Here is a 24,455-nt window from a genome sequence, read left to right on the forward strand (position 1 = left end):
GCCCCGGGCGCGGGGGGGGGGGGGGGGCCGGGGGGGGGGGGGGGGGGGGCGGCCGGGGGCCCCCCCCCCCCCCCCCGGCCGTCAGCGCTGCATCACGTCCGCGGTGTGGTAGGTGAAGACGAGCCTCGCCGGAACCGTCCCCTCCAGCACCTCGTCGACCGCGCTGTTGACCTGGTCCAGGTCGCGCGTCTCGGTGATGACCCGGGTGCGACCGGCGGCGTGAAGGGTGAAGACCTCGGTGAGGTCCTGGCGGGTCCCCACGATCGAGCCGATCACGCTGATGCCCTTGAGCACCGTCTCGAAGATGGGGAGCGTGATCGTGCCGTCGGCAGGCAGCGACACCAGGACGAGCCGGCCGCCGCGGTTGAGCGCGTCGAACGACTGACGGAAGACCGCCGGAGCGACGGCGAGCACGACGGCGACGTCCGCTCCGCCGAGGTCGCGGATCGCCTCCACCGGATCGGTGGTCCGGGCGTTGACGGTGTGGTCCGCGCCGAGCTCGGTCGCGAGGGCGAGCTTCTCCTCGGTGACGTCGACCGCGATCACCTTCGCGCCCACCAGTCGCGCGTACTGAACCGCGAGGTGGCCGAGGCCGCCGACGCCGAACACGGCGACCGTCTCGCCGGGGATCACGTGCGCGTTCTTGATCGCGGCGTACGTCGTGACGCCGGCGCAGGTGAGCGGCGCAGCATCCAGCGGCGTGACGCCGTCGGGGACCACCACCGCATAGCGCGCGTCGGCGAGCATGTACTCCGCGTACGCTCCGTCGACCGCGTAGCCGTTGTTGTACTGGCTCTCGCAGAGGTTCTCGCGGCCGTCCACGCAGTAGCGGCATTCGCCGCACGCGTGCCCGAGCCACGGCATCGCGACGCGCTGTCCGACCTGACGCGTGGTCACGCCCTCGCCGAGCGCCTCGACGATCCCGACGCCCTCGTGCCCGGGCACCAGGGGCAGGTTCGGCTTCACGGGCCAGTCCCCGCGCATCGCGTGGATGTCGGTGTGGCACAGTCCGCAGGCCTCGAGCCGGATCAGGATCTGTCCGGGCCCCGGCTGCGGGACGGGACGCTCCTCGACCTGGGCCGGCGTTCCGAGCTGTCGGACGACTGCACTTCGCATTTGTCTCTCCTCTGTGGGATCTGTACGGAACCAGCCTTGCGGCATGGCTGCCGCGCCGGTGGGACGTAAGTCCTCCGGCGCCGTGCCGCGCCCGGCGGGACCATCGACCCGCGGGACCGGTGGGCACCGCCGCACACTGGAGCACGCGCCCTCGGTGCCGCGATGCCGTCGGTGAGCGGAACGGATGCCGCACCACGGCGCGGGAGGGAGGCCTCACGTGCGACGGGAGCGAGCACTCAGACCGGCCGACGAGGCCAATCTCGTCCTCGACCACCCCGGCCAGGTCAACGTCTTCCTGGTCGCCGGCCTGCTCGCACCGGGAGGGTTCGTCTCGCACGCCGGCGAGCTCGACGCGGAGGCCGTCCGGGCGGCGGTGGGGCGCCGGGTCGCCGGCATCCCGGAGCTGCGACAGGTGCCCGTCCGCGCCGGCCGCCACCACGAGTGGGCGGAGCGCGAACCGGATCTCGCTGCGCAGGTCCGCGTCGTCCCGGCCATCGAGGGACTCGAGGAGCTCGAGCGAAGGTGCGGTGCCCTCATGGTCGAGCCCCTGCCGCTCACGAGACCGCCGTGGGAGCTGCTTCTCGCGCCGGCACCGGGCGGCGCCGCGATGATCCTCCGGATCCACCACGTCCTCGCGGACGGCATGGCCGCGGCGGACCTCATCCGGAGGCTGCTGGCGGACGCGACGGCGACCGCCGACGAGCCGATCGCTCCGCCGCGCCGCTCGTCCCCCGCCCTGCCGGCGGGCAGCCGCGTCGGCCGCGCACTGTTCGGGCTGCGGCGGACCATGACGACGCTGACCGCGCGGGGCCTTCCCGAGACGGTGCTGCTGGGTGCGCGCAGCAGTCGTCACGGCGTGATCTTCGCCGACGCCGATCTCGGGCGGATCGCCGCGGCCGCCCACGGCGTGGACGCGACCGTGAACGACGCCGCGCTCGCCGTCGCCGCGGCCGGGTACCGGGCCGCCCTCGCGCAGAGCGGTCATCCGGTGCCGTCGGAGCTGCCGGTGTCGGTCCCCGTCGCGCTGACGCGGCGCGGAGATTCCCGCAACCAGGTGGGGGTCATGCTCGTCCGCCTGCCGTTGCGCGGCGAGGAGGTGAGGGACAACGTCGCCCGGATCGCCGTGCAGACGCGGACGGAGAAGGTGCAAGCGCGCCGCCAGGGCACGCTGGAGCTCATGCGCGGACCGGTGGGCGCTCGGATCATGGACCGCATCGCGCACCGGCAGCATCTGGTCGGCGGGTTCGTGACGAATGTGCCCGGTCCGGCTCACGAGCTGCACCTCGCCGGCGCTGCGCTCACCCAGCTCTGGCCGGTCTCGGTGCTGGCCGCGAACGTGCGACTGGGCGTCGCGGTGGTCTCGTATGCCGGACGGCTCTGCGTCGGCGTGCACTTCGACGCCGGCTACATCGACGGAGCCGCTGTGGCATCCGCGGTGCGCACCGAGCTGGCCGCGCTCGAGTCGATCCGGTGAGCACCGCTCTCCTGCGCGGGACCTTCGGCCCGGGAGGGGCGGGCGCCGGCGGCCCAGGCTGGGGTCATGCTCTCATCCCGGCCTGTCGCCGGCTTCCTCGTGCGGGTCACGGTCGCGCACGTCGTGACCTACTTCGCGATCGGTCTCGTCGCGGCGGCGCTGCTCGACTACGAGGAGCTGTTCACCCAACCGGTCATCAGCGACTTCATGCGCCCGTTCGGCTCGGTGGCGGTGATCGTGGGTCCCCTGCTGCAGGTGGTCCGCGGACTGCTCATCGCGGCGGTGCTGCTGCCGTTCCGATCCGTCCTCGCCGGACGGCTCGGGTGGCTCTGGCTGTGGCTGCTGTTCATCGGCATCGGCATCCTCTCGACCCCGGCGGCGGCGCCCGGGTCGTTGGAAGGCGCGGTGTACAGCCAGCTGCCGTGGTGGTACCACCTCATCGGGATGCCGGAGATGCTGGTGCAGACGCTGCTGTTCAGCGTGCTCACGGCGTTCATCGCGCGCCACCCCGAGGGAGTGCTCACCGCCCTTCCTCCGGTGTTCGACCGCACCGTCCGCGCGATCGTGGTGGCGTGCCTGTCGTTCGTCGGCTACGCCGTCGTCTCCGTGGTCTTCGCTCTTGCGGCAGGGGCCGCTGTCGGGGCGTCGGAGAACCTCTCCCCCGCCGTGCAGGGCGTGTTCGTCGCGCCGTTCCTCGCCAACGGGATCATCGCGTTCTTCGCGACCTCCGAGGGCGCGTCGCGTCGTGCCGCCGCTGCCCTCCTCTCGTGGGCCGTCGGCGCGGCCGCCATCATCGCCTATCAGACCGTCGTCTTCGGAAGCGCCGGCGTCCTCTACGCGCTCGTCGCACCCGTTCTTCCGGCGATCATCCTGTGGCTCGCGACCGCCCGCAGGCACCACGACGTCGACGCCGCCGCCCGCGGCCAGGCCGAAGACGCGGCGAGCCGCACCGGCGCATCGCACTGAGAAACCCGGCGGGCCGGGAGCGGTTCGGGACCCGCGCTCACCCCGCGAGCTGCTCGGTCAGGCCATGCCCCCACTCGCGGGCGCGCTGGAGCTCCCCGTCGACGAGGGGTCCCTCGTAGCCCTTCACCAGGAAGCTCGCCGGATCCAGCACGTCGAACCCGAGCTTCCTCGCGAGGCGCGTGGCCGTGTGCGAGGCCGCCCCGGGCAGGAGCGCCATGTCGTCGACGCGCGTGTCGAACGCGGCGAAGGCGTAAGGCCGTTCCGGCGCGGGCAGTGCCTCCAGCCATTCGCGGATGCCTTCGGGCACATCCGTGAACGCGCCGCCGTGACGAGCCGCCTCCCGGCGTGTGACATCCCGGGACAGCGAGAAGACATGGGTGGGCGCCCCGACGACGACCATGTCGACGTCGGCGGGCACCGCGGTGGGCGCATCGACGACGTCCGCGACGGCGACATCCGCTCCGTCCGCCATGCCGTCGGCGATCGCCTGCGCGATGCGACGCGTGTTGCCGAACATCGATTCGTAGACCACCAGCGCGCGCATAGCGACTCCTTCCGTCGGCGGCTCCTGTCGCCGCTCCCCCTCCAGCGTCCTCGTCGGCGCCGCGAGGGATGGGGTCTTTGGTCCTTCCCCGCCGCCGCGGCAGTCGCGTCTGCAAGAATTCGGACATGCCGCAATGGCTCCTGTTCGGTCTGTTCTCGGTAGGTTTCGCCGCGCTCGCAGCCTGGGCCGCGCGGCGTCTTCTGGACGGGTCGGTGGGCTGGGTCCGCTCCGTCGTGACGGCGCTCGTCGTGTTCCTGGCCGCGCTTCCGCTGGCCACCTGGTCGCTGCGGGTCGCCGGCGTGGTGGAGGGCGACCGGATCGTCGCGGACACCCCCGTCGCCCTCTCGTTCCTCGCCCTCACGCTGGGCTGGCTGTTCGCCGCCGTCGTGGCCTGCGTCGTCACCCTCGAGTTCGCCTGGCCGTCGCACGGGCTGCGGAATCCGATCACTTCCATCCGCGAGGCGTTCCGCCGCCGCGACCGCGCGCGGCGGTACACGCAGATCCTCTCGATCGCCTCCCGTCACGGCATCGGGCTGTTCGGCACGCCTCGCACCCCGCCCGCACCGCGGGAGCTGGCGGTCGCCCTCGTCGCCGCCATGAACGAAGCGGGAGTCACCTTCGTCAAGCTGGGGCAGGTGCTCTCCGCCCGCGACGACGTGCTCCCTCGCGAGCTGGTGACGGCGTTCGCGACACTGCAGATGGAGTCGACTCCGATCCCCTGGTCCGAAGCCGAGGCGGCCATCCGCGCCGAGGTGAACGGGACGATCGACGACGTCTTCGCGCACATCGATCCGGAGCCGCTCGCCGCCGCCTCGGTCGCCCAGGTGCACGCGGCGCAGCTGCGCAACGGCGACGACGTCGTCATCAAGATCCAGCGCCCGCTCGCCCGGCGGCAGGTCACCACCGACCTCGACATCCTCCACCGACTGGCCACCGACCTCGAGCGGCGCACGGACTGGGCGAAGGAGTACGGCGCGGTCGCACTCGTCGACGAGTTCGCCCGCGCACTCCACGACGAGCTCGACTACCGCATCGAGCTCGACAACACCGAGATGCTGCGGGCCGCCACTGCGGCCTCCGCCTCGTCGCTGCGCATCCCCCGGACGTATCGCGAGCTCTCGACGGAGCGGATGCTGCTGCTGGAGCGCGTGGTGGGGACCCCGTTCACGCACGTCTCATCGGCGATCCTGCCTCCGGAGGAGTCGTCGGCGATCGCGGACGAGATCGTGAGGTCGGTGTTCGACCAGGTGCTGGTGCGCGGCGTCTTCCACGCCGACCTCCACGCCGGCAATCTCATCCTGGGCGACGCCCGAGAGGACGGAGCCGCGCGCGAGGTCACCCTCATCGACTTCGGGTCGGTCGGGATCGTCGAGAAGAGCCTGCGCCGCCTCCTCATCCCGCTGCTGATCGCGATCTCCAACGAGGACGACGCCGTGACCACGGACCTCGTGCTGCTGATCTGCGGCCACGGCGAATCGCTGAACAAGGCGGCGCTCCAGCGCGACATCGGCGTCGTGATCACCCGCGTGCACAACAGCCCCACACACGAGAACATCTTCCGGCTGCTCCTGGATGCGCTGCGCCGGCACCGCCTGGCCATCCCGCCGTCGCTGCTCCTCGTGCTGCGCACCCTCGGCTCGCTCGAAGGCACGCTGCGGCTGCTCCAGCCGGATTACGACCTCACGCGGCGGGGACTGGAACTCGCTCCGGCCACGGCGCTGCGGCGGATCTCGATGCACGACATGCTCCTGACGGCGCAGTCGCAGGGCGCCGTGCTCATCGAGGGGGCGCGCCGCCTCAGCCGCCGCATCGAGAGCATCTCGCGCGACCTGGACAGTGGCACGTTCTCGGTGCGCGTTCGGATGTTCGAGGGCGGACGGGAGCGCTCGTGGGTCGACGGGATCGTCTCCCGCATGACGATCACGATCGTGGGCGTGACCCTCGTGATCGCCGGCGTCATGCTCAGCGTCAGCGACACCGGCCCCATGGTCACCGACCAGGTGCCGGCGTTCTCGTTCCTGGGCAGCGTGCTCACCCTGGGCGGGCTCCTCCTGCTGCTGCGGAGCCTCAGCCGATCTTTCACGAGCCGCGGGTCGTAGCATCCGGCGCGGTTGATGCCGGGAGCCTCCCCTCCCGCTCGCGGATCCGGCGACGCCGAAGCTTCGAGAGCCCGTCGACCATCACGATCGCGGGCACCGCGAGCGCTGCCAGCCCCCATCCGAGAAGCGGCGGCCAGGCACCGCCGAGGAGGTCCACGAGGAACGGGATGCCGAGGAAGGCGACGAGCAGGACCGCCTGAGCGGCGACCGCGACGAGCAGCAGCCGGTTGGTCCGCGGGTGCATCCGCCACACCGGCCGGACCGTGCTGCGGCACGCGAACGCCGTCGCCATCTGGCCCAGCACGATCGCGGCGAACGCCGTCCCCGAGGCGCCGGCCATCACCGCCGGGTCCACGTCGTCACCCCACTGCCACCCCGCGACGAGCAGGACGCCCAGGAAGGCGCCGAGCGCGACGACGGCCTCGGTGAGCCCGAGCAGGAAGAACGCGCGTGAGAGCAGGGCCCGGTCCACGATCGACCGTCGCGCGGGCCCCTGCATCACGTCATCCCGCGCCGGTTCGGCACCGAGCGCCAGGGCGGGCAGCATGTCGCTCCCGATGTCGAGCGCGATCACCTGCATCACCCCGATCGCGAGCGGGACGGAGCCGCCCGAGAGCGCCCACACCACGAACGGGGCGAGCTCGGCGACGTTGTCGGTGAGGTGGTAGGTGAGGAAGCGCCGGATGTTCTTGAAGGTCGCCCTCCCGAGTTCGACGGCGGCCACGATTGTCGCGAGATGGTCGTCCAGCAGCACCACGTCGGCCGCCTCGCGCGCGACGTCGCTTCCGCTGGCCCCCATGGCGACCCCGACGTCGGCTTCGCGCAGCGCGGGCGCGTCGTTGACGCCGTCCCCCGTCATGGCGACCACGTGCCCGTGGCCGCGAAGGGCCCGGGCGATCCGCAGCTTGTCGGCGGGCGTCGCCCGCGCCACCACCACCCCGTCGTCGTGGTCGACAGCGTCGGCCAGCTCCTCGTCCGTGGTGGGCAGGCTCGGCCCGTCCAGGACGACCCCCCGGGGGCCGAGCAGACCGACCTCGCGGGCGATCGCGGCACCGGTGCGCGGGTGGTCGCCGGTGATCATCGCGATCCGGATGCCGGCATCCCGGCATTTCTCCAGCGCCTCGCGCACCCCCGCGCGGGGCGGATCCTCCAGGGCCAGCACCCCGGCGAAGTCGAGGTCGTGCTCCATCTCGGGCGACGGCGCGGCGGTCCAGGTGCGGGTGGCGACGGCGAGCACGCGCCTGCCCGCGCCCGTCAGCTCGTGCACGGCGTCCGCGATATGAGGGGGAACCGCGCGGCAGCGGGCCAGGACCGCCTCCGTCGCACCGAGCACCGACACCTGATCGCCGTCCAGCGACGAGCTCAGCAGGCGGTCGGCCGTATAGGGCACGCGATGACCTGTGGCCTCGGCATCCGTCCCCACCCGCAGCGCGAGGCTGTGGAACGCCGCCTCCATCGGGTCGCCCGCCGCCTCCCACCGGCCCTCGCGCTCGACCACCCTGCCGGCCACGCACCGCAGCGCGGCCCGCGCGGCGCGGGGAACGAGCGCGACCGCCTCGGGTGGCCCGGCCAGGTCGGCGGTGGGAGCGTACCCCTCGCCGCGGATCCGGACGATCCCCGCAGCCGTCACGACCTCGAGCACGTTCATGCGGTTCTCGGTGAGGGTGCCGGTCTTGTCGGTGCAGATGAAGGTCGTGGCGCCGAGCGTCTCGACGGCGTCCAGCCGGCGCACCAGAGCGTGCTGCTCGGCCATGAGCTCGGCGCCGCGCGCCAGGGAGAGCGTCACCGTCGGCAGCATCCCCTCTGGCACCAGCGCCACCGACACGCCGATGGCGAAGACGAAGGCCTGGGTGAGCCCCAGTCCCAGCAGGAGGGAGGTCGCCCCGAGGCCCACGCCGACGACCGCGGCGATGACGGCGATGACGCGCACGACGCGCTTGAGCTCGAGGGTCATCGGGCTCGGCGGGCGCTGCGCACCGGCGGTGAGACGGCCGATGTCGGCCAGCACCGTCCGCGAGCCGGTGGCCACGACCACGGCGCGCGCCTCACCCTGGACGACGAACGTCCCCCCGCGCAGAAGGTCTCCGGGGGCGTGTCGCACGACGGCGCTCTCCCCCGTCAGGAGCGACTCGTCCAGCGCGAGGTCCGCGGCGCTGACGACATCCAGGTCCGCCGCCACGCGATCGCCCGCCGCCAGCAACACGACGTCCCCCGGCACGAGGTCGGCCGCCGGGACGGTGACCGCCTCGCCGTCACGCATCACGCGGGCTGCCATCGGAAGCAGCCGGCTCAGCCGCTGGGCCGACCTGTCGGCCCGGTACTCCTGCGCGAACGCGAACGCGGCGTTCAGTGCCACGATCACGACGATGGCGATCGCCAGCGCCGGGATGCCGGCCAGCACCGCGAGCGCGGCGGCGATCCACAGCAGCACCGCCAGGAGGTGCGTGAGCTCACGGAGGATCATCCGCCAGGGCGACACGCGTCTGCCGTGGGGCACGACATTCGGCCCGACTTCCGCGAGACGGGCTGCTGCTTCTCTCGACGTGAGGCCGGTGTCGTTCAAGACCACTTCCGTATCGTCTCGCCGAGCCGCCCCGGATGTCGGGACCTTCGTCCCCGCTCCGCCGCGGTTCGGGCGCGCGCTCCGCGGCTGCGCGTCGCCCCAGCCCTGGCGGCACCGGTAGCGGTGTCATACTGTGGGCCTCGGCGCCGAGGGGAGCGGACAGGATGGCGGAGGATGAGCTGGCGTTCCCCGATGGTCCGCGCCTGGACCTCGACGAGGCGCTGGCGACGCTCCTGGTGCAGGCCGAGAGGGTGCGAACCAGCCAGGGACGACTGCGCGCACTGCTGGGCGCCACCCAGGCCGTCGTCGAAGAGAGCGATCTGAGCTCGGTGCTGCGGCGGATCGCGGAAGCTGCGACCTCGCTGGTGAACGCGCAGTACGGTGCCCTGGGGGTGATCGCCCCCGAAGGGGACGCCCTGGAGGAGTTCATCTACGTCGGCCTCTCCCCGGAGCGGGCTTCCCAGATCGGCCATCTGCCGACCGGGCACGGCCTGCTGGGGGCTCTCATCGCCGACCCGCGACCCATCCGCCTTCCGCAGATGTCCGACGACCCGCGGGCGGCGGGATTCCCGGCGCACCACCCGCGGATGGACTCGTTCCTCGGTGTGCCCGTGCGCGTGCGCGGCGAGGTGTTCGGCAACCTCTACCTCACGAACCACCGCGACGGCGCCTTCTCGGACGAGGACGAGAGGCTCGTCGAGGCCCTGGCCACCACCGCGGGGTTCGCGGTGGAGAACGCGCGGCTGCTCGACGAGGCGCGCACCCGCGAGCGGTGGATGACCGCGGCCGCCGAGCTGTCGGCGGCACTGCTGTCGTCGGCCACCGACACCGCGTTCGACCTCATCGCCGGCCGGCTGTTCGACGTGCCCGGCAACGACAAGGTGACCGTCCTGCTCGCCGACGAGTCCACCTCGGCGCTCAAGATCGTCGCCGCGCGGGGTCTCGATGAGGCGGAGCTGCGCGGAAGGGTCGTGGAGACGGATGCCACGTGCGCGGGCGAGGTGGTCACCTCGGGCCGCGCCCGTGCGGTCGGGCGGGAGCCGGCGTCCGCGGACGACCCTGTGCGCATGTGGGAGGACGGCCTGGCGGGACCGATCGCCGCAGCGCCCCTGCGCACCCGCAGCCGGCTGTGGGGCGTGGTGTGCGCAGCGCGTCACCCGGACCGGCGACGCTTCACCGCCACGGAGCTGACGAGCATCGCCGACTTCGCCTCGCGCGCGACCATCGCCCTGGAGCTCGCGTACGCGCGGGAGGAGAGCCAGCGGTCGCTGCTGGCCGAGGACCGCCGGCGCATCGCGCGAGACCTCCACGACCACGTCATCCAGCAGCTGTTCGGCACCGGGCTGACCCTCCAGGCGATCGCCGGCAGCACCGCGCCGGGACCCGATGCCGACCGCCTGAACGAGTCCATCGACCAGCTGGACGATGCGATCTCGCAGATCCGGACCGTCGTGTTCGCCCTGTCGCATCGGGACGAGAGCTCGCTGCGCCACCGGGTGATCGACGTCGTGGCCGATCTGTCGGCCACGCTGCGGCATCCGCCCGCCATCAGGTTCACCGGACCGGTGGACCATGCGATCACCGGCCCGTTCCTCGAGGACGTCGTGGGGGTCGCCCGGGAGCTGCTGAGCAACGCGGTGCGGCACTCCGGCGCCGACCGGATCTCGGTGGAGGTGGCCGTCGTGGAGGACGACGTCGTGGTGCTGGTCGAGGACGACGGAGTGGGAGTGGGCGAGGGCGGACGGCGCAGCGGCCTGGCCAACCTGACCGAGAAGGCGGCGCAGCGCGGCGGAGTCTTCGCGGTCGAGTCCCGCGCCGGCGCGACCGCGGCCCGGTGGAGCGCCCCCCTGCACCCGAGCCGGTCCCAGGGCGAGGGAGGCAACCGGTGATCAGCGTCTTCCTGGTCGACGATCACGAGATCGTCCGTCGCGGGCTCTCCGACCTCGTCCGGTCGCAGGCGGACCTCGAGGTCGTCGGCGAGGCGGGGACCGTACGCCAGGCGATAGGGCGGATCGAGGCCACCGTGCCGGATGTCGCGGTGCTGGACGTGCGCCTGCCCGATGGCAGCGGCATCGACCTGTGCCGCGACATCCGCTCCCGCATCCCCACCGTGGCCTGCCTCATCCTCACCGCCTACGACGACGACGCCGCGGTGAGCGCGTCCGTGCTCGCCGGCGCGGCGGGGTATGTGCTCAAGGACGTCGGCGGGCCCAGGCTCGTCGACGCGATCCGCGCCGTCGCGGCCGGTCGTTCGCTGATGAACGACGCCGTCGTGCAGCGTGCGACGGCCAGAATCCGCGAGCGCGCCGACGACCCCGACCCGCGCCTCGGATCACTGGGGCTGCGGGAACGCCAGATCCTGCGCCTGATCGCCGACGGACTGACCAACCGGCAGATCGGTGAGCAGCTGGGCATCGCCGAGAAGACGGTGAAGAACTACGTCTCCTCGCTGCTGAGCAAGCTCGGGCTGGAACGCCGCACCCAGGCGGCGGTGTTCGAGCTGGAGCACCGTGGCGACTGATCCGCGCGGAGCTCAGCCGTGCGCGTGCGGCGCGCGGCGGGACCGGAGGGGGACGAATGTCGACCGGTGCATCGCCCTCACCTCGTCCAGGAGCCCCAGCATCACCATGGTCAGCGCGAGCTCGACCAGGCCGATGACGAAGTACAGCGCCTGCAGGAAGCTGAACGGGATGTAGGCCATCTGGACGAAGATCCAGACGACGCAGCTGAACCCGCCCGCCGCCGCGAGCAACGTCCCCCACCGGGAGTCGGTCAGCACGGCGACGAACGCCATGGCGTGGACGCCGGCCACGAGCACGACGAGCGCCAGGCCCGGAACGAGGTACGACCGGAAGGGCGAGCCCTCGAGATACTCGGCAGGCGGCATCAGCACCGTTGCGAGCGCCGGATCGATGCTTCCCACGACGAGCGCGAGACCGCCCGCGAGCGCCGTGACGGCCACGAAGGCCTGCACGATCAGCAGGGTCATGCGAGAGACGCGGACCATGGTTCACTCCTCATCGAGTCCGGGACGCAGCGGCGTCTCATCCAGTCCGGGACGCGGCGGCGTCCTGTGGAACGACGGCGACCGGGCATTCGGCGCGCCAGAGCACCTCCTGCACGACCGAGCCGAGCAGGCTCCCCGCCAGCACACCGCGGTGGTGCGTGCCCATGACGAGCATCGAGCTGCGGGGTCCGTAGCGCAGCAGGGCGGCCGACTGGCTGTCGCGCACGAGCTCGGTCTTGAGCTCGAGGGTCGGATACCGCTCCATCACCCAGCTCACCGCGTCGTCGAGCGTCGCGCGGTGCTCGGCCATCGCGCTCTCGGGGGTGAGCACGAGCGCGGTGGCGCCGGAGAAGGACGGAGCGGGCATGAGCCAGGCGTGCACGAGCCGGATCGCGGTGCGGGTGGCGGCCGCCTCTGCAGCCGCGAAGGCGAGCGCGGCGCCGGACGAGTCGTCGTCCGAGATCCCGATGGTGACGGGTTCTCCGAGATCCACCCAGCCGGCCGGCACCATCACGACCGGCACCTGCGCCATGGTGCTGAGCCGCAGCGGGATCGCACCGGCCATCGCCGTGCGGATCGGGTGCCCGGGATTGATGCCGACGACGAGGAGATCGGTGTCGTCCGCGATGTCGGCCAGCGACTCCGGCACCCCGCCCTCGAGCCGGTGCAGCTCGACGCCGATGCCCGGGACGTGCTCGCGGAGGAACTCCTCGGCGTGCGCCAGCTGATCCAGCGCCGACGCGCGGTCCGTCGCCGAACGCCCCACGACGTTCACGAGACCGACGTTCGCGATCTCGCGGCTCGCGCGCCCGGCCACCCAGGACAACGCGGAGACGGATGCCGGACTCCCGTCGTAGCCGAGAACGATGCGTTCCATGAGCCGCTCCCCTGTGTCGCGCGGCAGGTCTGCCGCTGCTGAGAGTCAATCCCCGGCGTCGTCGCCCGCTCGGGCCGAAGGTCCCACGGCCGTCGCCGTGCTGTCCCGGGCCGCGCCGACGGGACCTTCGACCCGAGCCAGGAGACGACGATCGGCTCGGATGAGGGTGACAGGAAAGGGACAGCCATGACTCTCCAATCCCAGCGGTTCACCGGACGCACCGTCGTCGTCACCGGAGCGGGTGCCGGCATCGGTCGTGCGACCGTGGAGCGCCTCGCCGCGGAGGGGTGCCGCGTCATCGCGGTCGATGTCTCCGCCGAACGACTGACCTCCCTCGCCGACGAGATCGGCGGCGACATCGTCACCGTCACCGCCGACATCTCGGACGCGGCGGGCGTCGACGACATCGTCGCCGCGGCGGGGCCCCGCATCGACGGCCTCGCGAATGTGGCGGGCATCATGGACGGCTTCGAGCCGACGGCGGAGATCGCGGATGCCACATGGGAACGAGTCCTCGCGGTGAACCTGACCGGCATGATGATGCTGACCCGCGCCGTGCTGCCGGGGATGATCGCCCGCGGGGCCGGAAGCATCGTCAACGTCGGCTCCGAGGCGGGTCAGCGCGGCTCGGCCGCCGGCACCCCCTACACGACGTCGAAGCACGCGGTGAACGGCTTCACCGTCAGCACCGCCTTCTTCTACACGCCGAAGGGAGTGCGGTGCAACGCCGTGGCTCCGGGTCCGGTGGCCACGAGCATCGAAGCCCCCTTCCGCTCGGAGTGGGCGCAGACCCGCCTCGGGCCGTTCTTCCAGACCAACCTTCCGCCGGTCGCGCAGCCCCCGCAGCTGGCCGCCGCGATCACCTGGCTGCTCAGCGACGATGCGTCGAACGTGTCGGGGGCGGTCATCCCGGTGGACGGCGGATGGGCGGCGATCTGAGATGCCGCGCCGAGACGCCGACCCGGCGCGCATCCTCCCCGCCCCGGTGCACGCCGCGCTGATCGCCACCGCGGTCGACGAGCTGGACGAGGCGGAGTGCTGGATGCTGCTCGCCGGCGCCCACGTCGGCCGCCTGGCCGTGATCGGCTCCGACGAGCGGCCCGACATCTTCCCGATGGACTATCTGGTCTCGGCTGGACGGGTCTTCGTCCGCTCCGGGCCCGGGCAGAAGCTGAAGGACCTCGCCCGCAACCCGCACGTCGCCTTCCAGGCCGACGGGGACGCGGACGGCTTCCGCTGGAGCGTCGTGCTGCGCGGCACCGCTCGCCGCCTCGATCGGGACGACGAGATCGAGGCGTCCGGCGTGCTCGACCTCCAGTCCACCAGCCCGACCGGCAAGTACGACTACGTCGAGATCGCACCGGTCACGGTCACCGGCCGACGATTCCGTCCGCAGCGCTGACGCACCCGCGGCGTCGTCGGAGATGAGAAAGGGGATCTGATGAGCCCGGCGATGAGCGCGCAACTGCGGTTCCTGGGCGCGGCCGACACCGTGACCGGGTCACGCTATCTCGTCACGGTCGGAGAGCGGCGGGTCCTCGTGGACTGCGGCATGTTCCAGGGGTACAAGGTGCTCCGCGACCGCAACCGCGCCGCGTTCCCGGTGCCGCCCTCGTCGATCGACGCCGTCGTGCTGTCGCACGCGCACCTCGATCACTCCGGATACCTGCCGGCCCTCGTCCGCGACGGCTTCCGCGGCCGCGTCCACACCACCGACGGCACCGCAGAGCTGTGCCGCATCATGCTGCCGGACTCCGCACACCTGCTCGAGGAGGAGGCCCGGTACGCGGCCAAGGGAAGGTGGTCCAAGCACGCTCATCCCGAGCCGCTGTACCGGGTGGACGACGCGATGGCCGCGCTCGAGCACCTGCATCCCCAGCCGTTCGGCGAGCAGCGGGCCGTCGCCGACGGCGTCGAACTGGAGCTCGTTCCCGCCGGGCACATCCTGGGAGCCGCGGGCGTGCGCCTTCGCGTCGCCGGCCGCGTGATCCACTTCACGGGCGATCTGGGGCGGGCGGACGACCCCCTCATGCGGCCTCCTGCTCCGATGGCGGCCGCCGACGTCCTCGTCACGGAGTCCACGTACGGCGATCGGCATCACGTCGCCGAGAACCCGGAGCGTCTCCTCGGCGACGTCGTCCGCCGCGTCACCGGTCGCGGCGGCGTGGTGCTGATCCCCGCGTTCGCCGTCGGCCGCACCGAGACGGTCCTGCTGCACCTGTCGAGACTGCTCGACCGCGGCGAGATCCCCGCCGTGCCGATCTACGTCAACAGCCCGATGGCCGTCGACGTGGTCGACGTCTATCGGCGGCATCCCTCGGAGCACCGGATCGCGGTCGACGAACTGGAACGGATGTACCGCCTGCCCACGCTCGTCACCAGCGTCGACGACTCGAAGCTGCTGAATCTTCGCGGAGGGCCGATGGTGATCATCTCGGCGAGCGGGATGCTCACCGGTGGCCGCGTGCTGCATCACCTCGCCGCCTACGGCCCTGGCCTATCGAACGCGATCGTGCTGACCGGGTTCCAGGCCGGGGGAACGCGCGGCGCGGCACTGGCCCGCGGCATCCGGTCGCTGCGGGTCTTCGGCAGGGACGTGCCCATCCGCGCGGAGGTCCACAACCTCGACACCATGTCGGCGCACGCCGACGCCGATGAGCTGATCGAGTGGATGACGTCCGCGCCGCGCGCCCCCGGCGCGGTCTACGTGACGCACGGCGAGCCATCCGCCGCCGACACGCTGCGAGCGCGGATCACCCACGAGCTGGGCTGGCCCGCTCGCGTGCCCGAGCACCTGGAGTCCGTGGCTATCGCGTGACCCGCCGTGCCGGCCGGGACAGGCACGCGAAAACGCGGCCCGGGGCCCCACACCCCGGGCCGCTCCCCCAGCTCTAGTGGTCGCGGACGATGAGGACCGGGCAGTGCGCGTGCGTGGCGCAGGCGGAGCTCACCGAGCCGAGCAAAAGGCCGGTCAGCCCCCCGTGCCCGCGGGTGCCGACGACGAGCATCGCCGCATCCTTCGACGCGGCGACGAGATCGCGGGCCGCACTCCCGTTCCACGCGCTGCCGGTGAACCAGCTCGGCGTGCCGTCCGGGAAGACGCGGGCCGCGGCATCCGCCCCCAGCTCTTCCGCGTTGCGCTGCAGGTCGTCGTAGGTGCCCGGGTAGTACCATCCCAGCCCGTCGCTCCACTGCAGCGTCGGATAGTCCCAGACGACCAGTCCGTGCACGGGAAGGCCGAGCTTGGGCGCGATGTCGGCTGCGTAGGCGAGGGCGTCCAGCGCCTCGGCGGAGCCGTCGACGCCGACGAGGATCCCGGGCTCAGACCAGGGCAGCGGCGGACGTGCCGCGTGACGGTCGGGAGCGGTCTGCGACTCGGACATGCGGCCATCCTCGCGCCCGCCGCGCCGCCCCCCGTAGGCCGAAGGTCCCGCGCGCCGACGGCCCCGGTCCGCGGGACGTTCGACCCGACCGCGAGGGCCCCCGCGGTCGAGTCTGGTGGCGAGCGAAAGGGGTCGGCCATGACCGAGAGCCGCCGCAGCGTCCAGGTGGTCGAGAGCAACGGCACGTGGGGGGTGTTCTTCCTGCTGGCGTACATCGGGGCGGCGATCTACTTCGTCTCGGCGTCCGACGGGTCCTTCTGGGGCGTGATCCTGGGACTCCTGCAGGCGATGGTCTGGCCGGTGTACGTGATCTACCACGTGCTCGTCCTGCTCGGCGCCTGATGTGCGACGGATGCCGCGCCCCGCGCGCCCTCAGGCGCCGACGCGGTCCGGCGCGGCGTCACGGCCCGGTTCGCGCGACGACGGGCGGCCGGCGAGCCGCAGCCAGGTGTCGACGACGGAGTCGGGATTGAGCGAGATCGACTGGATGCCCGCGTCGACGAGCCAGTCGGCGAAGTCGGGGTGATCGGACGGGCCCTGGCCGCAGATCCCCACGTACTTCCCACGACGGTTGCACGCGTCGATCGCCAGGCGCAGGATCTCGAGCACGGCGGGGTCGCGCTCGTCGAACCCCGCCGCGACCAGGTCGGAGTCGCGGTCGATCCCGAGCACGAGCTGCGTCATGTCGTTGGAGCCGATGGAGAAGCCGTCGAAGTGGTCGAGGAAGCGATCGGCCGTCAGCGCGTTGGACGGGATCTCGCACATCATCATGACCTCGAGGCCGTTGCGCCCTCGCTGCAGCCCGTTGGCCTCCAGTGCCGCCGTCACCGCCGCGGCCTCCGCGACGGTCCGCACGAACGGCACCATGATCTTGAGGTTGGTCAGGCCCATCTCGTCGCGGACGAAGCGCAGCGCCTCGCACTCCATGGCGAAGCACTCCTCGAAACTCGGCGTGATGTAGCGCGACGCGCCCCGCCACCCGAGCATCGGGTTCTCCTCGCGCGGCTCGTACCGCTCGCCGCCGAGCAGGTGGGCGTATTCGTTGGATTTGAAGTCGCTCGTGCGCACGATTACCGGCTCGGGCGCGAAGGCCGCGGCGATCGTCGCCACGCCCTCCGCGACGCGCCGGACGAAGAAGTCGCGCGGCGACGGATAGGCGGCGACGCGTCGCACCACCTCCGACCGCAGCGGTTCGTCGAGCGCGTCGGCGTCCAGGAGCGCGCGCGGATGGATGCCGATCTGGTGGCCGACGATGAACTCGAGCCGGGCCAGGCCCACACCCTGGTGCGGCAGCGCCGCGAGCGCGAAGGCCTGCTCGGGCGTGCCGACGTTCATCATCACGCGGACCGGGGGCTGCCCCATCCGCTCGACCGGGATGGTCTGCTCCACGAAGTCGAGCCGGCCGGCGTACACGAAGCCGTCGTCGCCCTCCGCGCACGAGACGGTGACCTCGGTGCCGTCGACGAGGTCGCTCGTCGCGGTGCCCGTTCCCACGACGGCGGGGATGCCGAGCTCGCGCGCGATGATCGCGGCGTGGCACGTGCGACCGCCCCGGTCGGTCACGATCGCGGCGGCCCGCTGCATGACCGGCTCCCAGTCGGGGTCGGTCATCTCGGCCACGAGGATGTCGCCGGGTTCGACCTTCGACATCTGCGCCGGGGAGGTCACCACGCGCACCCGACCCGCGCCCACGCGCTGTCCGATCGCGCGCCCCTCGAGGAGCACCGGCCCGCGCTCGCGCAGGACGAACCGCGTCAGGACGGGCCCGTGTGCGCGTGAGACCACCGTCTCGGGTCGGGCCTGCAGAATGTACAGACTTCCGTCGACCCCGTCTCGAGCCCACTCGATGTCCATGGCTCGGCCGTAATGGTCTTCGATGGTCAGCGCGTACCGGGCGAGCTCGTGCACCTCGTCATCCGAGATGCTGAAACGACGCCGGTCCTCCGCGGCGACGCTGGTCATGGCGGTGCTGGTCCCCACATCGTGCCCCTCCGCGAACCGCAGCGCGACCGCCTTCTCACCCAGCTGCCGCTGCAGGATCGCCGGCCGCCCGTCTCGGAGCGAAGGCTTGTAGACCATGAACTCATCCGGGTTCACCTCGCCCTGCACCACGGCCTCACCCAGTCCGTAGGCGCTCGTGATGAGCACCGCGCGGTCGAAGCCCGACTCGGTGTCCACGGTGAACATCACTCCGGACGCGCCGATGTCCGACCGCACCATCCGCTGCACGGCGGCGGACAGCGCGACGTCGCCGTGGGCGAATCCCTGGTGCACGCGGTAGGCGATGGCGCGATCGTTGTAGAGCGAGGCGAAGACGCTGCGCACCGCGTGCAGCAGATGGTCGATGCCGGCGATGTTCAGGTACGTCTCCTGCTGTCCCGCGAACGATGCGTCGGGCAGATCCTCGGCCGTCGCCGACGAGCGCACAGCCCAGGTCGCACCCTCGGCCGCGGCATCCGTCCCCGTCGACTCGGCGAAGGCGACGCGGATGTCGCGCTCGAGGTCGGCGGGAAGGGGCTGCGCCTCGATCCAGCCGCGGATCACGGCGCCGACACGGCTGAGCTCCACCACGTCCGACACGTCCAGCCGAGCCAGCTCCGCCTCGATGCGGTCGGCCAGGCCGTCGACCGCGAGGAACGAGCGGTACGCATCGGCCGTGGTGGCGAAACCGCCGGGAACCCGGACGCCGGCCGTGCTCAGCGTCGTGATCATCTCGCCCAGTGAGGCGTTCTTCCCGCCGACCTGCGGCAGGTCGGCCATCGTGATCCCGCTCAGCGGAAGGATGTTGGTCATGGGACGACCCTGTCGGCCGGTGGCGGCCGGCGGCGGGTCCAAGGTCCTTTCGATTCCTCCGCAGGCCGGCGGTGCGCGGCGGGACCAACGGCCCGGATGGGTGTGGGTTCGCGCCGCAGCCTGGAGTTACGCAGAGAACCGCCCGCCCGCGAGCGACGCTGAGGCGTTCGCGCGCCGGGCCGATCCGTGAGGAGCCGAGATGACCACCGAGGTGCAGGTGACCGAGCGTGCCGGGGCGCACACCGCCGGAGTGCGCAGGACGGTGCCCATGAACGAACTGACCGACTTCTTCTCGCGCGCCTTCTCCGAGACCATGCGTGTGCTCGGGGCGCAGCGGGTTCAGCCATCCGGACCGCCGTTCGGCAAGTACTACGGCATGCCCGGCGAGACCGTGGATGTGGAGGCGGGATTCCCCGTCGACCGGCCGGTGACCGGCTCCGGAGATGTGGTGCCGGGATCGCTGCCAGGGGGCAGGGTCGTCGAAGCCGTGCACGTCGGCCCGTACGACACCATGCAGCAGACGTACGCCGTCATCGAGCGGTTCTTCGCCGCCGAAGGCTGGACGCCGGCTGACGTCATGTGGGAGAGCTATCTGAGCGATCCCGGGACCGAGCCGGACCCCGCCCGGTGGCGCACTCTCATCTCGTGGCCGGTCGCCGGCGGTGACCGCGACGCCGCGACGGCTTAGCCGCTCGGCGTCGCCCCGTCCACCATCAGTCCGACGATCAGCCGGCGATATCGGCCGGCGATCCGGAGGAGAAAGGATGGATCCCATCACGCCGGAGGAGTACTTCCAGGACAGCCCGCTCGGACTCGCCGTTCATCGCGAGGTGCACCATCTGCTGGTGACGAACTGGCCGGACGTCGCCGTCCGGACGACGAAGAGTCAGGTGGCCTTCCGCCGCGAGCGCGCGTTCGCATTCCTGTGGCGCCCGCGGCAGTATCTGCGCAGCGCTTCCGCGGACGTCGTGCTGTCCCTTGCCCTGTCGCGACGCCTCGAGTCGGTGAGGTTCAAGCAAGTCGTGCAGCCGTCCCGAGGCACCTGGATGCACCACCTCGAGATCGGCGCGGTGGAGGACGTGGACCAGCAGGTCGAGGAGTGGCTCGACGCGGCGGCCGCCGCTGCGGGGCCACGGCTCGGTCCACCGACACCGGACGCGTGGGGGTCGTGCGACTGAGCGGCAGCGGCGGGTCCGCGCGGTGTTCGAGGGACGTTCGTCCCGGCGCGCGAGCATGCGCCGCGCGACGCTGGATGTGCGATCCCGCCGCCGCGCACGTCGGTCCGGGCGGGAGGCGGAGAGGCGGAGATCACCTCCGGCGCGGGTCCGCTCAATAGATCATGTCGTCGTAGACGCCGTCACCGGGCTCGATGCTCGGCGGATGGAACTCCCATTCCTCCACCTGCTCGGGGGTTCGCTCGATCGTCTCGAAGCGGACGCCGATGTACGGCGTGATCATGACCGAGATGCCGGAGCGACCCACGGTCTGGAAGTCGACGAATCCCGCGCCCTGCTGGACGGCCTCGATGATGAGCCGTTGCAGTTCCGCGACGTCCTGCTCGGGGTCGAGGATGAACATCTGTCCGTCGACGCGAGCCCTGACAACCTCCATGGCGCTCCCCTCGGTTCGCCTCCACAGTACGCTCATTCGCTAGCCAAGCTAGTGAATCTCCGAAGCCTCAGGAATCACTCAGACGGGGGTGCCCTTCTCCGTGGGAACCCATGGCTGAGCGCCCTCGCCCTGTACCCCTTCCCTCCCCCGGCTGCAACCCCCCAGAGGTACCGCCGCACCCAGGAGTAGAAAGAGCACGTGAAGAGGGTGATCTACGCGGGAAGCGAATTCATGACCGGGGATGACATCACCTCAGCGCTGCTCAAGTGCAGCCAGGCTCTCGCCGAGGCAGGTGAAGCCGAAACGGTGTCGGTGCCCATCGTCGAGCCTGACGGGAGCGTCACGACGATGACGGTGCTCATCGGCCCTGCCAGTCAGATCGTCGCCAAGGAGGCGAAGGTGGAGGTGGATGAGCTCGTGGATGTCACCGCTGTGGAGCGACTGAACGCCATCCAGCGCCGGCTCCACCCGGTGGCGGTCGTCGACGCCGAGCCGCCCAGCGAACGGGACTGGGACGCGCTGGATTAGGAAATCCTCCGTACGGCATCAGCGGAAGTCCCGCGCCTTGTGCTGCACACCCACGCGGAGGTCTTCGAAGCCGTCGGCGACGAGGTTGGTGACCCCCTCCGGGGAGCGCTCGAGAATGCCCCGCGCGATGAGCGCCGGAGAGTCGCGGACGATCCGCCGGTACCTGTTCCACACCCCGACCGAGCACACGATGTTCACGAGGCCGTGCTCGTCCTCGAGATTGATGAACGTGACACCGGATGCCGTCGCCGGCCGCTGCCGATGGGTCACGAGTCCTGCGACCTCCACCCGCCGACCGGTCTCGTGGCCGCGCAGTTCGCGCGAGGTGAGGACGCCGCGGGCATCCAGTCCGGAGCGGTAGTGCGTCATCGGGTGGTCGTCGGTCGAGATCCCGGTGGCCCACAGATCTGCTGCGAGACGCTCGTAGCTGGTGGGGTCCGCGAACAGCGGCGGCTGCACCGCGATCAGCGAGTTCGGCAGGTACTCGGGGCGGTCCTGCGCCGCCGATCCGGCGAGCCAGATCGCCTCGCGCCTGCTGAGTCCCAGGCACTCCAGCGCCCCCGCGGTGGCGAGGGCCTCGACCTGCGCGGCGGTGATGCTGGTGCGACGCACGAGATCACGCAGGTCCCGGAACAGCCCTCCGGAGGCACGGGCGTCGACGATGCGCTGGGCGACCTTGGCGCCGATGCCCTTCACTCCTGCGAGGCCGAGCCGCACCGCGAACCCCGTGTCACGGCGATGCGCCGCCGACTCGTCGGGCGCATCGATGTCGAAGGTCCCGACGGGCGGCTGATGGCGTCGGAGGCACGAATCCAGGCCGGTGGGCCCCGCGACGGGCTCGGCGGCCGACGCGCCGCCGACCGCCTCGAGCACCGCCTCGACGTCTGACAGGTGCAGGTCAGGCCGCCGCACGTCCACACCGTGGCGGCGCGCGTCGGCGACGAGCGTCGCCGGCGAGTAGAAGCCCATCGGCTGTGCGCGCAGCAGCCCCGCGAGGAACGCCCCCGGGTAGTGCAGCTTGATCCACGAGCTGGCGTACACGAGCAGCGCGAACGACAGCGAGTGCGACTCGGCGAACCCGAAGTTCGCGAACGCCTGGATCTTGGCGTAGATGGCGTCGGCGGCATCCCCCACCAGCCCGTTCTCGGCCATGCCGGAGTAGAGCTTGTCGCGCAGCGACTCGATGCGCTCGATGCCGCGCTTGGAACCCATGGCCCGGCGCAGCAGATCGGCGTCCTCGCCGCTGAGTCCGCCGATGACCATGCCCATCTGCATGAGCTGCTCCTGGAAGACGGGGATGCCCTTGGTGCGCTCCAGGACCGCCTTGAGCTTCTCGTGCGGATAGGTGACCGGCTCCTGGCCGAGCTTGCGGCGCACGAACGGGTGCACGGCGCCGCCCTGGATGGGTCCGGGGCGGATGAGGGCGATCTCGATGGCCAGGTCGTAGAACTCGCGAGGCTGCAGCCGCGGAAGCAGCCCCATCTGCGCCCGCGACTCGACCTGGAACACCCCGACCGCGTCCGCGCGGCACAGCATGTCGTAGACCGCCTTCTCCTCTTTGGGGATCGTCGAGAGCTCCCAGTCCTCCCCCGTGGAGGCGCGGATCATGTCGAAGCAGTATTGGATGGCCGCGAGCATCCCCAGGCCGAGCAGGTCGAACTTCACCAGCCCCATCCACGCCGCGTCGTCCTTGTCCCACTGGATCACCGTGCGGTTCTCCATGCGCGCGTGCTCGATCGGCACCACCTCGCCGACGGGCCGGTCGGTGAGCACCATGCCGCCGGAGTGGATGCCGAGGTGCCGCGGCGCCTTGAGCAGCTCGCCGGCGAACTCGATCACCTGATCGGGGATGTCGTGCCCGGCTGCCGTGTCGAGGTGGGCGCCCCACCCCTCGACCTGCTTCGACCACGCGTCCTGCTGTCCCGGCGAGTGGCCGAGCGCCTTGGCCATGTCGCGGACGGCGTTCTTCGGCCGGTACTGGATGACGTTCGCGACCTGCGCCGCACGATCCCGGCCGTACTCCTGGTAGACCCACTGGATGATCTCCTCGCGGCGATCGGAGTCGAAGTCGACGTCGATGTCGGGCTCCTCGTCGCGCAGCGACGACAGGAAGCGCTCGAACGGCAGCCGGTAGTAGATGGCGTCGATCGCGGTGATGTCGAGCAGGTAGCAGACGGCGCTGTTGGCGGCAGAGCCTCGCCCCTGGCACAGGATGCCTCGCCGCCGCGCCTCCTGGACGATGCCGTGGACGATGAGGAAGTAACCGGGGAAATCCTTCATCTCGATCACGCCGAGCTCGCGTTCGATGCGCTCCCGGTCCTCCGGACGGAGATCGGGATACTTCCGCGGCACCGCATCCCATACGAGCGAGCGCAGCCACGACATCGGCGTGTGCCCCTCGGGCACCTCCTGCTTCGGCAGCGCGGGCTTCGCGCGCCGCAGCGGGAAGGCGAGCTCGTCGGCGAGCGTGACGGTGCGGGCGACGGCGTCCGGGAACCGGACGAACCGCTCCGCCATCTCGGCGCCGGACCGCAGGTGCGCGCCGGCATGGGCGGGCAGCCAGCCGTCGAGCTCATCGAGCCCGCGATTGGCGCGCACCGCCGCGACGGCGGCCGCCAGCAGCTGCCGCTGCGGCACCGCGTAGTGCACGTTGTTCGTGGCGAGGAGCGGGAGTCCGCGCTCCCGGGCGAGACCCGCCAGCACGTCGTTGTGGCGGGTGTCGAGCGGATTGCCGTGGTCGATGAGCTCGACGTGGACGGCGTCGCGCCCGAACAGGGCGATCAGCCGGTCGAGCTCGTAGGCGGCCGCGTCGGCCCCCGCCCTTCCGGGAGACGACATCAGGGCCTGGCGGACGGCGCCCTTGCGGCATCCGGTGAGGACGGCCCACTCCCCCGCCGCCTGCGCCGCCAGCTCGTCGAGGTCGTACACCGGGCGCCCCTTCTCGGCGCCCTGCAGCTGCGCGTGCGTGATGGCGCCGGCGAGCCGGTGGTAGCCCTCCTCGCCGCGGGCGAGCACCAGCAGGTGGCCGCCCACCGGGTCGGCTTCGCCGTTCTGGGGCTTGGGCAGCTCGAGTGACAGCTCGGCACCGAAGACCGTCTTCAGGTCGAGCGCTTCGGCGGCCTCGGCGAAGTGGACGATGCCGTAGAAGCCGTCGTGGTCGGTGATCGCGAGCGCGTGGAGCCCGAGCCGCTCCGCCTCTTCGGCGAGCTCTTCGGGTGAGGACGCCCCGTCGAGGAACGAGAACGAGGAATGGGCGTGCAGCTCGGCGTAGGGGATGACCTCGGCCGGTCGCTCGATCCTGGGCGGCACATAGGGCCCGCGCTTGTGCGACCAGGCGGGGCTGTCGCCGCCGTCCGCGCCGGCCGGCCGCGCGTCCGGCCGACGCCGGTCGCTGAGCACGCGCTCGATCTCCGACCACGACACACCGGGGTTGTTGAAGCCCATCAGCCGCTCCTCGATCGGCTGCTGAGCCCGTGGGAGCACAGGTACCGGGG

General features: G+C 71.7%; 21 protein-coding genes. 12 read left to right on the forward strand and 9 right to left on the reverse strand.

Translation table 11 applies throughout. The features are described 5' to 3' along the window. Window positions 1-81: 81 nt before the first annotated feature. Window positions 82-1,116, reverse strand: a complete 1,035-nt coding sequence (adhP, locus tag ACFRAL_RS08775) for an alcohol dehydrogenase AdhP (RefSeq protein WP_378881846.1) — start codon at window positions 1,114-1,116, stop codon at window positions 82-84. Window positions 1,117-1,333: 217 nt separating this feature from the next. Here adhP and ACFRAL_RS08780 point away from each other — a divergent pair, with 217 nt between their 5' ends. Both ACFRAL_RS08780 and ACFRAL_RS08785 read left to right on the forward strand, forming a co-directional pair. Beyond that, the gene (locus ACFRAL_RS08780) at window positions 1,334-2,590 is read left to right on the forward strand and encodes a WS/DGAT domain-containing protein (protein WP_378881849.1); all 1,257 of its coding nucleotides are present in this window, start codon (window positions 1,334-1,336) and stop codon (window positions 2,588-2,590) included. A 66-nt stretch (window positions 2,591-2,656) separates the two neighbouring features. Beyond that, on the forward strand, window positions 2,657-3,556 hold the full coding sequence (locus ACFRAL_RS08785; protein ID WP_378881852.1) for a hypothetical protein: 900 nt from the start codon (window positions 2,657-2,659) through the stop codon (window positions 3,554-3,556). 37 nt (window positions 3,557-3,593) lie between these two features. On the opposite strand, the gene ACFRAL_RS08790 is transcribed toward ACFRAL_RS08785, so the two are convergent. Then, complete coding sequence (locus tag ACFRAL_RS08790) at window positions 3,594-4,100, reverse strand: flavodoxin domain-containing protein (RefSeq protein WP_336396624.1); 507 nt, start codon at window positions 4,098-4,100, stop codon at window positions 3,594-3,596. 125 nt (window positions 4,101-4,225) lie between these two features. On the opposite strand from ACFRAL_RS08790, the gene ACFRAL_RS08795 reads away from it, so the two are divergent. Beyond that, entirely contained in the window at window positions 4,226-6,199 is a 1,974-nt protein-coding gene (locus tag ACFRAL_RS08795; protein WP_378881855.1) for an ABC1 kinase family protein, read from the forward strand. Here ACFRAL_RS08795 and ACFRAL_RS08800 read toward each other — a convergent pair. Continuing rightward, complete coding sequence (locus tag ACFRAL_RS08800) at window positions 6,180-8,768, reverse strand: cation-translocating P-type ATPase (protein WP_378881858.1); 2,589 nt, start codon at window positions 8,766-8,768, stop codon at window positions 6,180-6,182. The two genes, ACFRAL_RS08795 and ACFRAL_RS08800, sit on opposite strands and share 20 nt — an antisense overlap. 158 nt (window positions 8,769-8,926) lie before the next feature. Between ACFRAL_RS08800 and ACFRAL_RS08805 the strand changes: the two genes are divergently transcribed. Both ACFRAL_RS08805 and ACFRAL_RS08810 read left to right on the forward strand, forming a co-directional pair. After that, window positions 8,927-10,651 carry a GAF domain-containing protein gene (locus ACFRAL_RS08805; protein ID WP_378881861.1) on the forward strand — a complete coding sequence of 575 codons (1,725 nt, stop codon included), beginning with the start codon at window positions 8,927-8,929 and terminating at the stop codon, window positions 10,649-10,651. Then, window positions 10,648-11,283 carry a response regulator transcription factor gene (locus ACFRAL_RS08810; protein WP_336396628.1) on the forward strand — a complete coding sequence of 212 codons (636 nt, stop codon included), beginning with the start codon at window positions 10,648-10,650 and terminating at the stop codon, window positions 11,281-11,283. The genes ACFRAL_RS08805 and ACFRAL_RS08810 overlap by 4 nt, the downstream gene beginning before the upstream one ends. A gap of 12 nt (window positions 11,284-11,295) precedes the next feature. On the opposite strand, the gene ACFRAL_RS08815 is transcribed toward ACFRAL_RS08810, so the two are convergent. After that, the gene (locus ACFRAL_RS08815) at window positions 11,296-11,769 is read right to left on the reverse strand and encodes a hypothetical protein (RefSeq protein WP_378881863.1); all 474 of its coding nucleotides are present in this window, start codon (window positions 11,767-11,769) and stop codon (window positions 11,296-11,298) included. Window positions 11,770-11,806: 37 nt separating this feature from the next. Next, window positions 11,807-12,646 carry a universal stress protein gene (locus tag ACFRAL_RS08820; RefSeq protein WP_378881866.1) on the reverse strand — a complete coding sequence of 280 codons (840 nt, stop codon included), beginning with the start codon at window positions 12,644-12,646 and terminating at the stop codon, window positions 11,807-11,809. Window positions 12,647-12,832: 186 nt separating this feature from the next. Here ACFRAL_RS08820 and ACFRAL_RS08825 point away from each other — a divergent pair, with 186 nt between their 5' ends. From ACFRAL_RS08825 to ACFRAL_RS08835, 3 genes are read left to right on the forward strand one after another with little or no spacing between them, the layout of a single operon-like run. Next, window positions 12,833-13,585, forward strand: a complete 753-nt coding sequence (locus ACFRAL_RS08825) for an SDR family NAD(P)-dependent oxidoreductase (protein ID WP_378881869.1) — start codon at window positions 12,833-12,835, stop codon at window positions 13,583-13,585. Window position 13,586: 1 nt separating this feature from the next. After that, window positions 13,587-14,048: a pyridoxamine 5'-phosphate oxidase family protein gene (locus ACFRAL_RS08830; protein WP_378881872.1), complete on the forward strand. Its 462-nt coding sequence runs from the start codon at window positions 13,587-13,589 to the stop codon at window positions 14,046-14,048. A 51-nt stretch (window positions 14,049-14,099) separates the two neighbouring features. Continuing rightward, entirely contained in the window at window positions 14,100-15,464 is a 1,365-nt protein-coding gene (locus ACFRAL_RS08835) for an MBL fold metallo-hydrolase RNA specificity domain-containing protein (RefSeq protein WP_378881875.1), read from the forward strand. A gap of 73 nt (window positions 15,465-15,537) precedes the next feature. Here the strand turns inward: ACFRAL_RS08835 and ACFRAL_RS08840 are convergent, their stop codons facing one another. Beyond that, window positions 15,538-16,029, reverse strand: coding sequence for a universal stress protein (locus tag ACFRAL_RS08840; protein WP_378881878.1), 492 nt, complete (start codon window positions 16,027-16,029; stop codon window positions 15,538-15,540). Between the two features lie 138 nt (window positions 16,030-16,167). On the opposite strand from ACFRAL_RS08840, the gene ACFRAL_RS08845 reads away from it, so the two are divergent. Then, a complete protein-coding gene (locus ACFRAL_RS08845; protein WP_336396636.1) occupies window positions 16,168-16,371 on the forward strand; it encodes a hypothetical protein in 204 nt (67 codons plus the stop codon). 30 nt (window positions 16,372-16,401) lie between these two features. Here ACFRAL_RS08845 and ppsA read toward each other — a convergent pair whose 3' ends face one another. Next, window positions 16,402-18,822 carry a phosphoenolpyruvate synthase gene (gene ppsA, locus ACFRAL_RS08850; RefSeq protein WP_378881882.1) on the reverse strand — a complete coding sequence of 807 codons (2,421 nt, stop codon included), beginning with the start codon at window positions 18,820-18,822 and terminating at the stop codon, window positions 16,402-16,404. A gap of 199 nt (window positions 18,823-19,021) precedes the next feature. Between ppsA and ACFRAL_RS08855 the strand changes: the two genes are divergently transcribed. Beyond that, window positions 19,022-19,510, forward strand: a complete 489-nt coding sequence (locus tag ACFRAL_RS08855) for a GyrI-like domain-containing protein (protein WP_378881885.1) — start codon at window positions 19,022-19,024, stop codon at window positions 19,508-19,510. 76 nt (window positions 19,511-19,586) lie between these two features. Next, the gene (locus ACFRAL_RS08860) at window positions 19,587-20,000 is read left to right on the forward strand and encodes a DUF5655 domain-containing protein (protein ID WP_378881888.1); all 414 of its coding nucleotides are present in this window, start codon (window positions 19,587-19,589) and stop codon (window positions 19,998-20,000) included. Between the two features lie 151 nt (window positions 20,001-20,151). Here the strand turns inward: ACFRAL_RS08860 and ACFRAL_RS08865 are convergent, their stop codons facing one another. Then, window positions 20,152-20,433, reverse strand: a complete 282-nt coding sequence (locus ACFRAL_RS08865; protein ID WP_378881891.1) for a hypothetical protein — start codon at window positions 20,431-20,433, stop codon at window positions 20,152-20,154. 198 nt (window positions 20,434-20,631) lie between these two features. Here ACFRAL_RS08865 and ACFRAL_RS08870 point away from each other — a divergent pair, with 198 nt between their 5' ends. Beyond that, window positions 20,632-20,961 carry a hypothetical protein gene (locus ACFRAL_RS08870; RefSeq protein ID WP_336396642.1) on the forward strand — a complete coding sequence of 110 codons (330 nt, stop codon included), beginning with the start codon at window positions 20,632-20,634 and terminating at the stop codon, window positions 20,959-20,961. Between the two features lie 18 nt (window positions 20,962-20,979). Here ACFRAL_RS08870 and ACFRAL_RS08875 read toward each other — a convergent pair whose 3' ends face one another. After that, the gene (locus ACFRAL_RS08875; protein WP_378881894.1) at window positions 20,980-24,405 is read right to left on the reverse strand and encodes an error-prone DNA polymerase; all 3,426 of its coding nucleotides are present in this window, start codon (window positions 24,403-24,405) and stop codon (window positions 20,980-20,982) included. Window positions 24,406-24,455: the final 50 nt, after the last annotated feature.

Origin of the sequence: Microbacterium sp. NPDC056736, assembly GCF_042790415.1 — a bacterium.
Lineage (GTDB): Bacteria > Actinomycetota > Actinomycetes > Actinomycetales > Microbacteriaceae > Microbacterium.

Coding starts and splice junctions, on each gene's coding strand:
- ACFRAL_RS08835 (WP_378881875.1), top strand. CDS start 14,100: ATGAGCGCGCAACTGCGGTTCCTGGGCGCGGCCGACACCGTGACCGGG.
- ACFRAL_RS08795 (WP_378881855.1), top strand. CDS start 4,226: ATGCCGCAATGGCTCCTGTTCGGTCTGTTCTCGGTAGGTTTCGCCGCG.
- ACFRAL_RS08865 (WP_378881891.1), bottom strand. CDS start 20,433: ATGGAGGTTGTCAGGGCTCGCGTCGACGGACAGATGTTCATCCTCGAC.
- ACFRAL_RS08785 (WP_378881852.1), top strand. CDS start 2,657: ATGCTCTCATCCCGGCCTGTCGCCGGCTTCCTCGTGCGGGTCACGGTC.
- ACFRAL_RS08845 (WP_336396636.1), top strand. CDS start 16,168: ATGACCGAGAGCCGCCGCAGCGTCCAGGTGGTCGAGAGCAACGGCACG.
- ACFRAL_RS08855 (WP_378881885.1), top strand. CDS start 19,022: ATGACCACCGAGGTGCAGGTGACCGAGCGTGCCGGGGCGCACACCGCC.
- ACFRAL_RS08815 (WP_378881863.1), bottom strand. CDS start 11,769: ATGGTCCGCGTCTCTCGCATGACCCTGCTGATCGTGCAGGCCTTCGTG.
- ACFRAL_RS08860 (WP_378881888.1), top strand. CDS start 19,587: ATGGATCCCATCACGCCGGAGGAGTACTTCCAGGACAGCCCGCTCGGA.
- ACFRAL_RS08830 (WP_378881872.1), top strand. CDS start 13,587: ATGCCGCGCCGAGACGCCGACCCGGCGCGCATCCTCCCCGCCCCGGTG.
- adhP (WP_378881846.1), bottom strand. CDS start 1,116: ATGCGAAGTGCAGTCGTCCGACAGCTCGGAACGCCGGCCCAGGTCGAG.
- ACFRAL_RS08825 (WP_378881869.1), top strand. CDS start 12,833: ATGACTCTCCAATCCCAGCGGTTCACCGGACGCACCGTCGTCGTCACC.
- ACFRAL_RS08840 (WP_378881878.1), bottom strand. CDS start 16,029: ATGTCCGAGTCGCAGACCGCTCCCGACCGTCACGCGGCACGTCCGCCG.
- ACFRAL_RS08805 (WP_378881861.1), top strand. CDS start 8,927: ATGGCGGAGGATGAGCTGGCGTTCCCCGATGGTCCGCGCCTGGACCTC.
- ACFRAL_RS08790 (WP_336396624.1), bottom strand. CDS start 4,100: ATGCGCGCGCTGGTGGTCTACGAATCGATGTTCGGCAACACGCGTCGC.
- ppsA (WP_378881882.1), bottom strand. CDS start 18,822: ATGACCAACATCCTTCCGCTGAGCGGGATCACGATGGCCGACCTGCCG.
- ACFRAL_RS08820 (WP_378881866.1), bottom strand. CDS start 12,646: ATGGAACGCATCGTTCTCGGCTACGACGGGAGTCCGGCATCCGTCTCC.
- ACFRAL_RS08875 (WP_378881894.1), bottom strand. CDS start 24,405: ATGGGCTTCAACAACCCCGGTGTGTCGTGGTCGGAGATCGAGCGCGTG.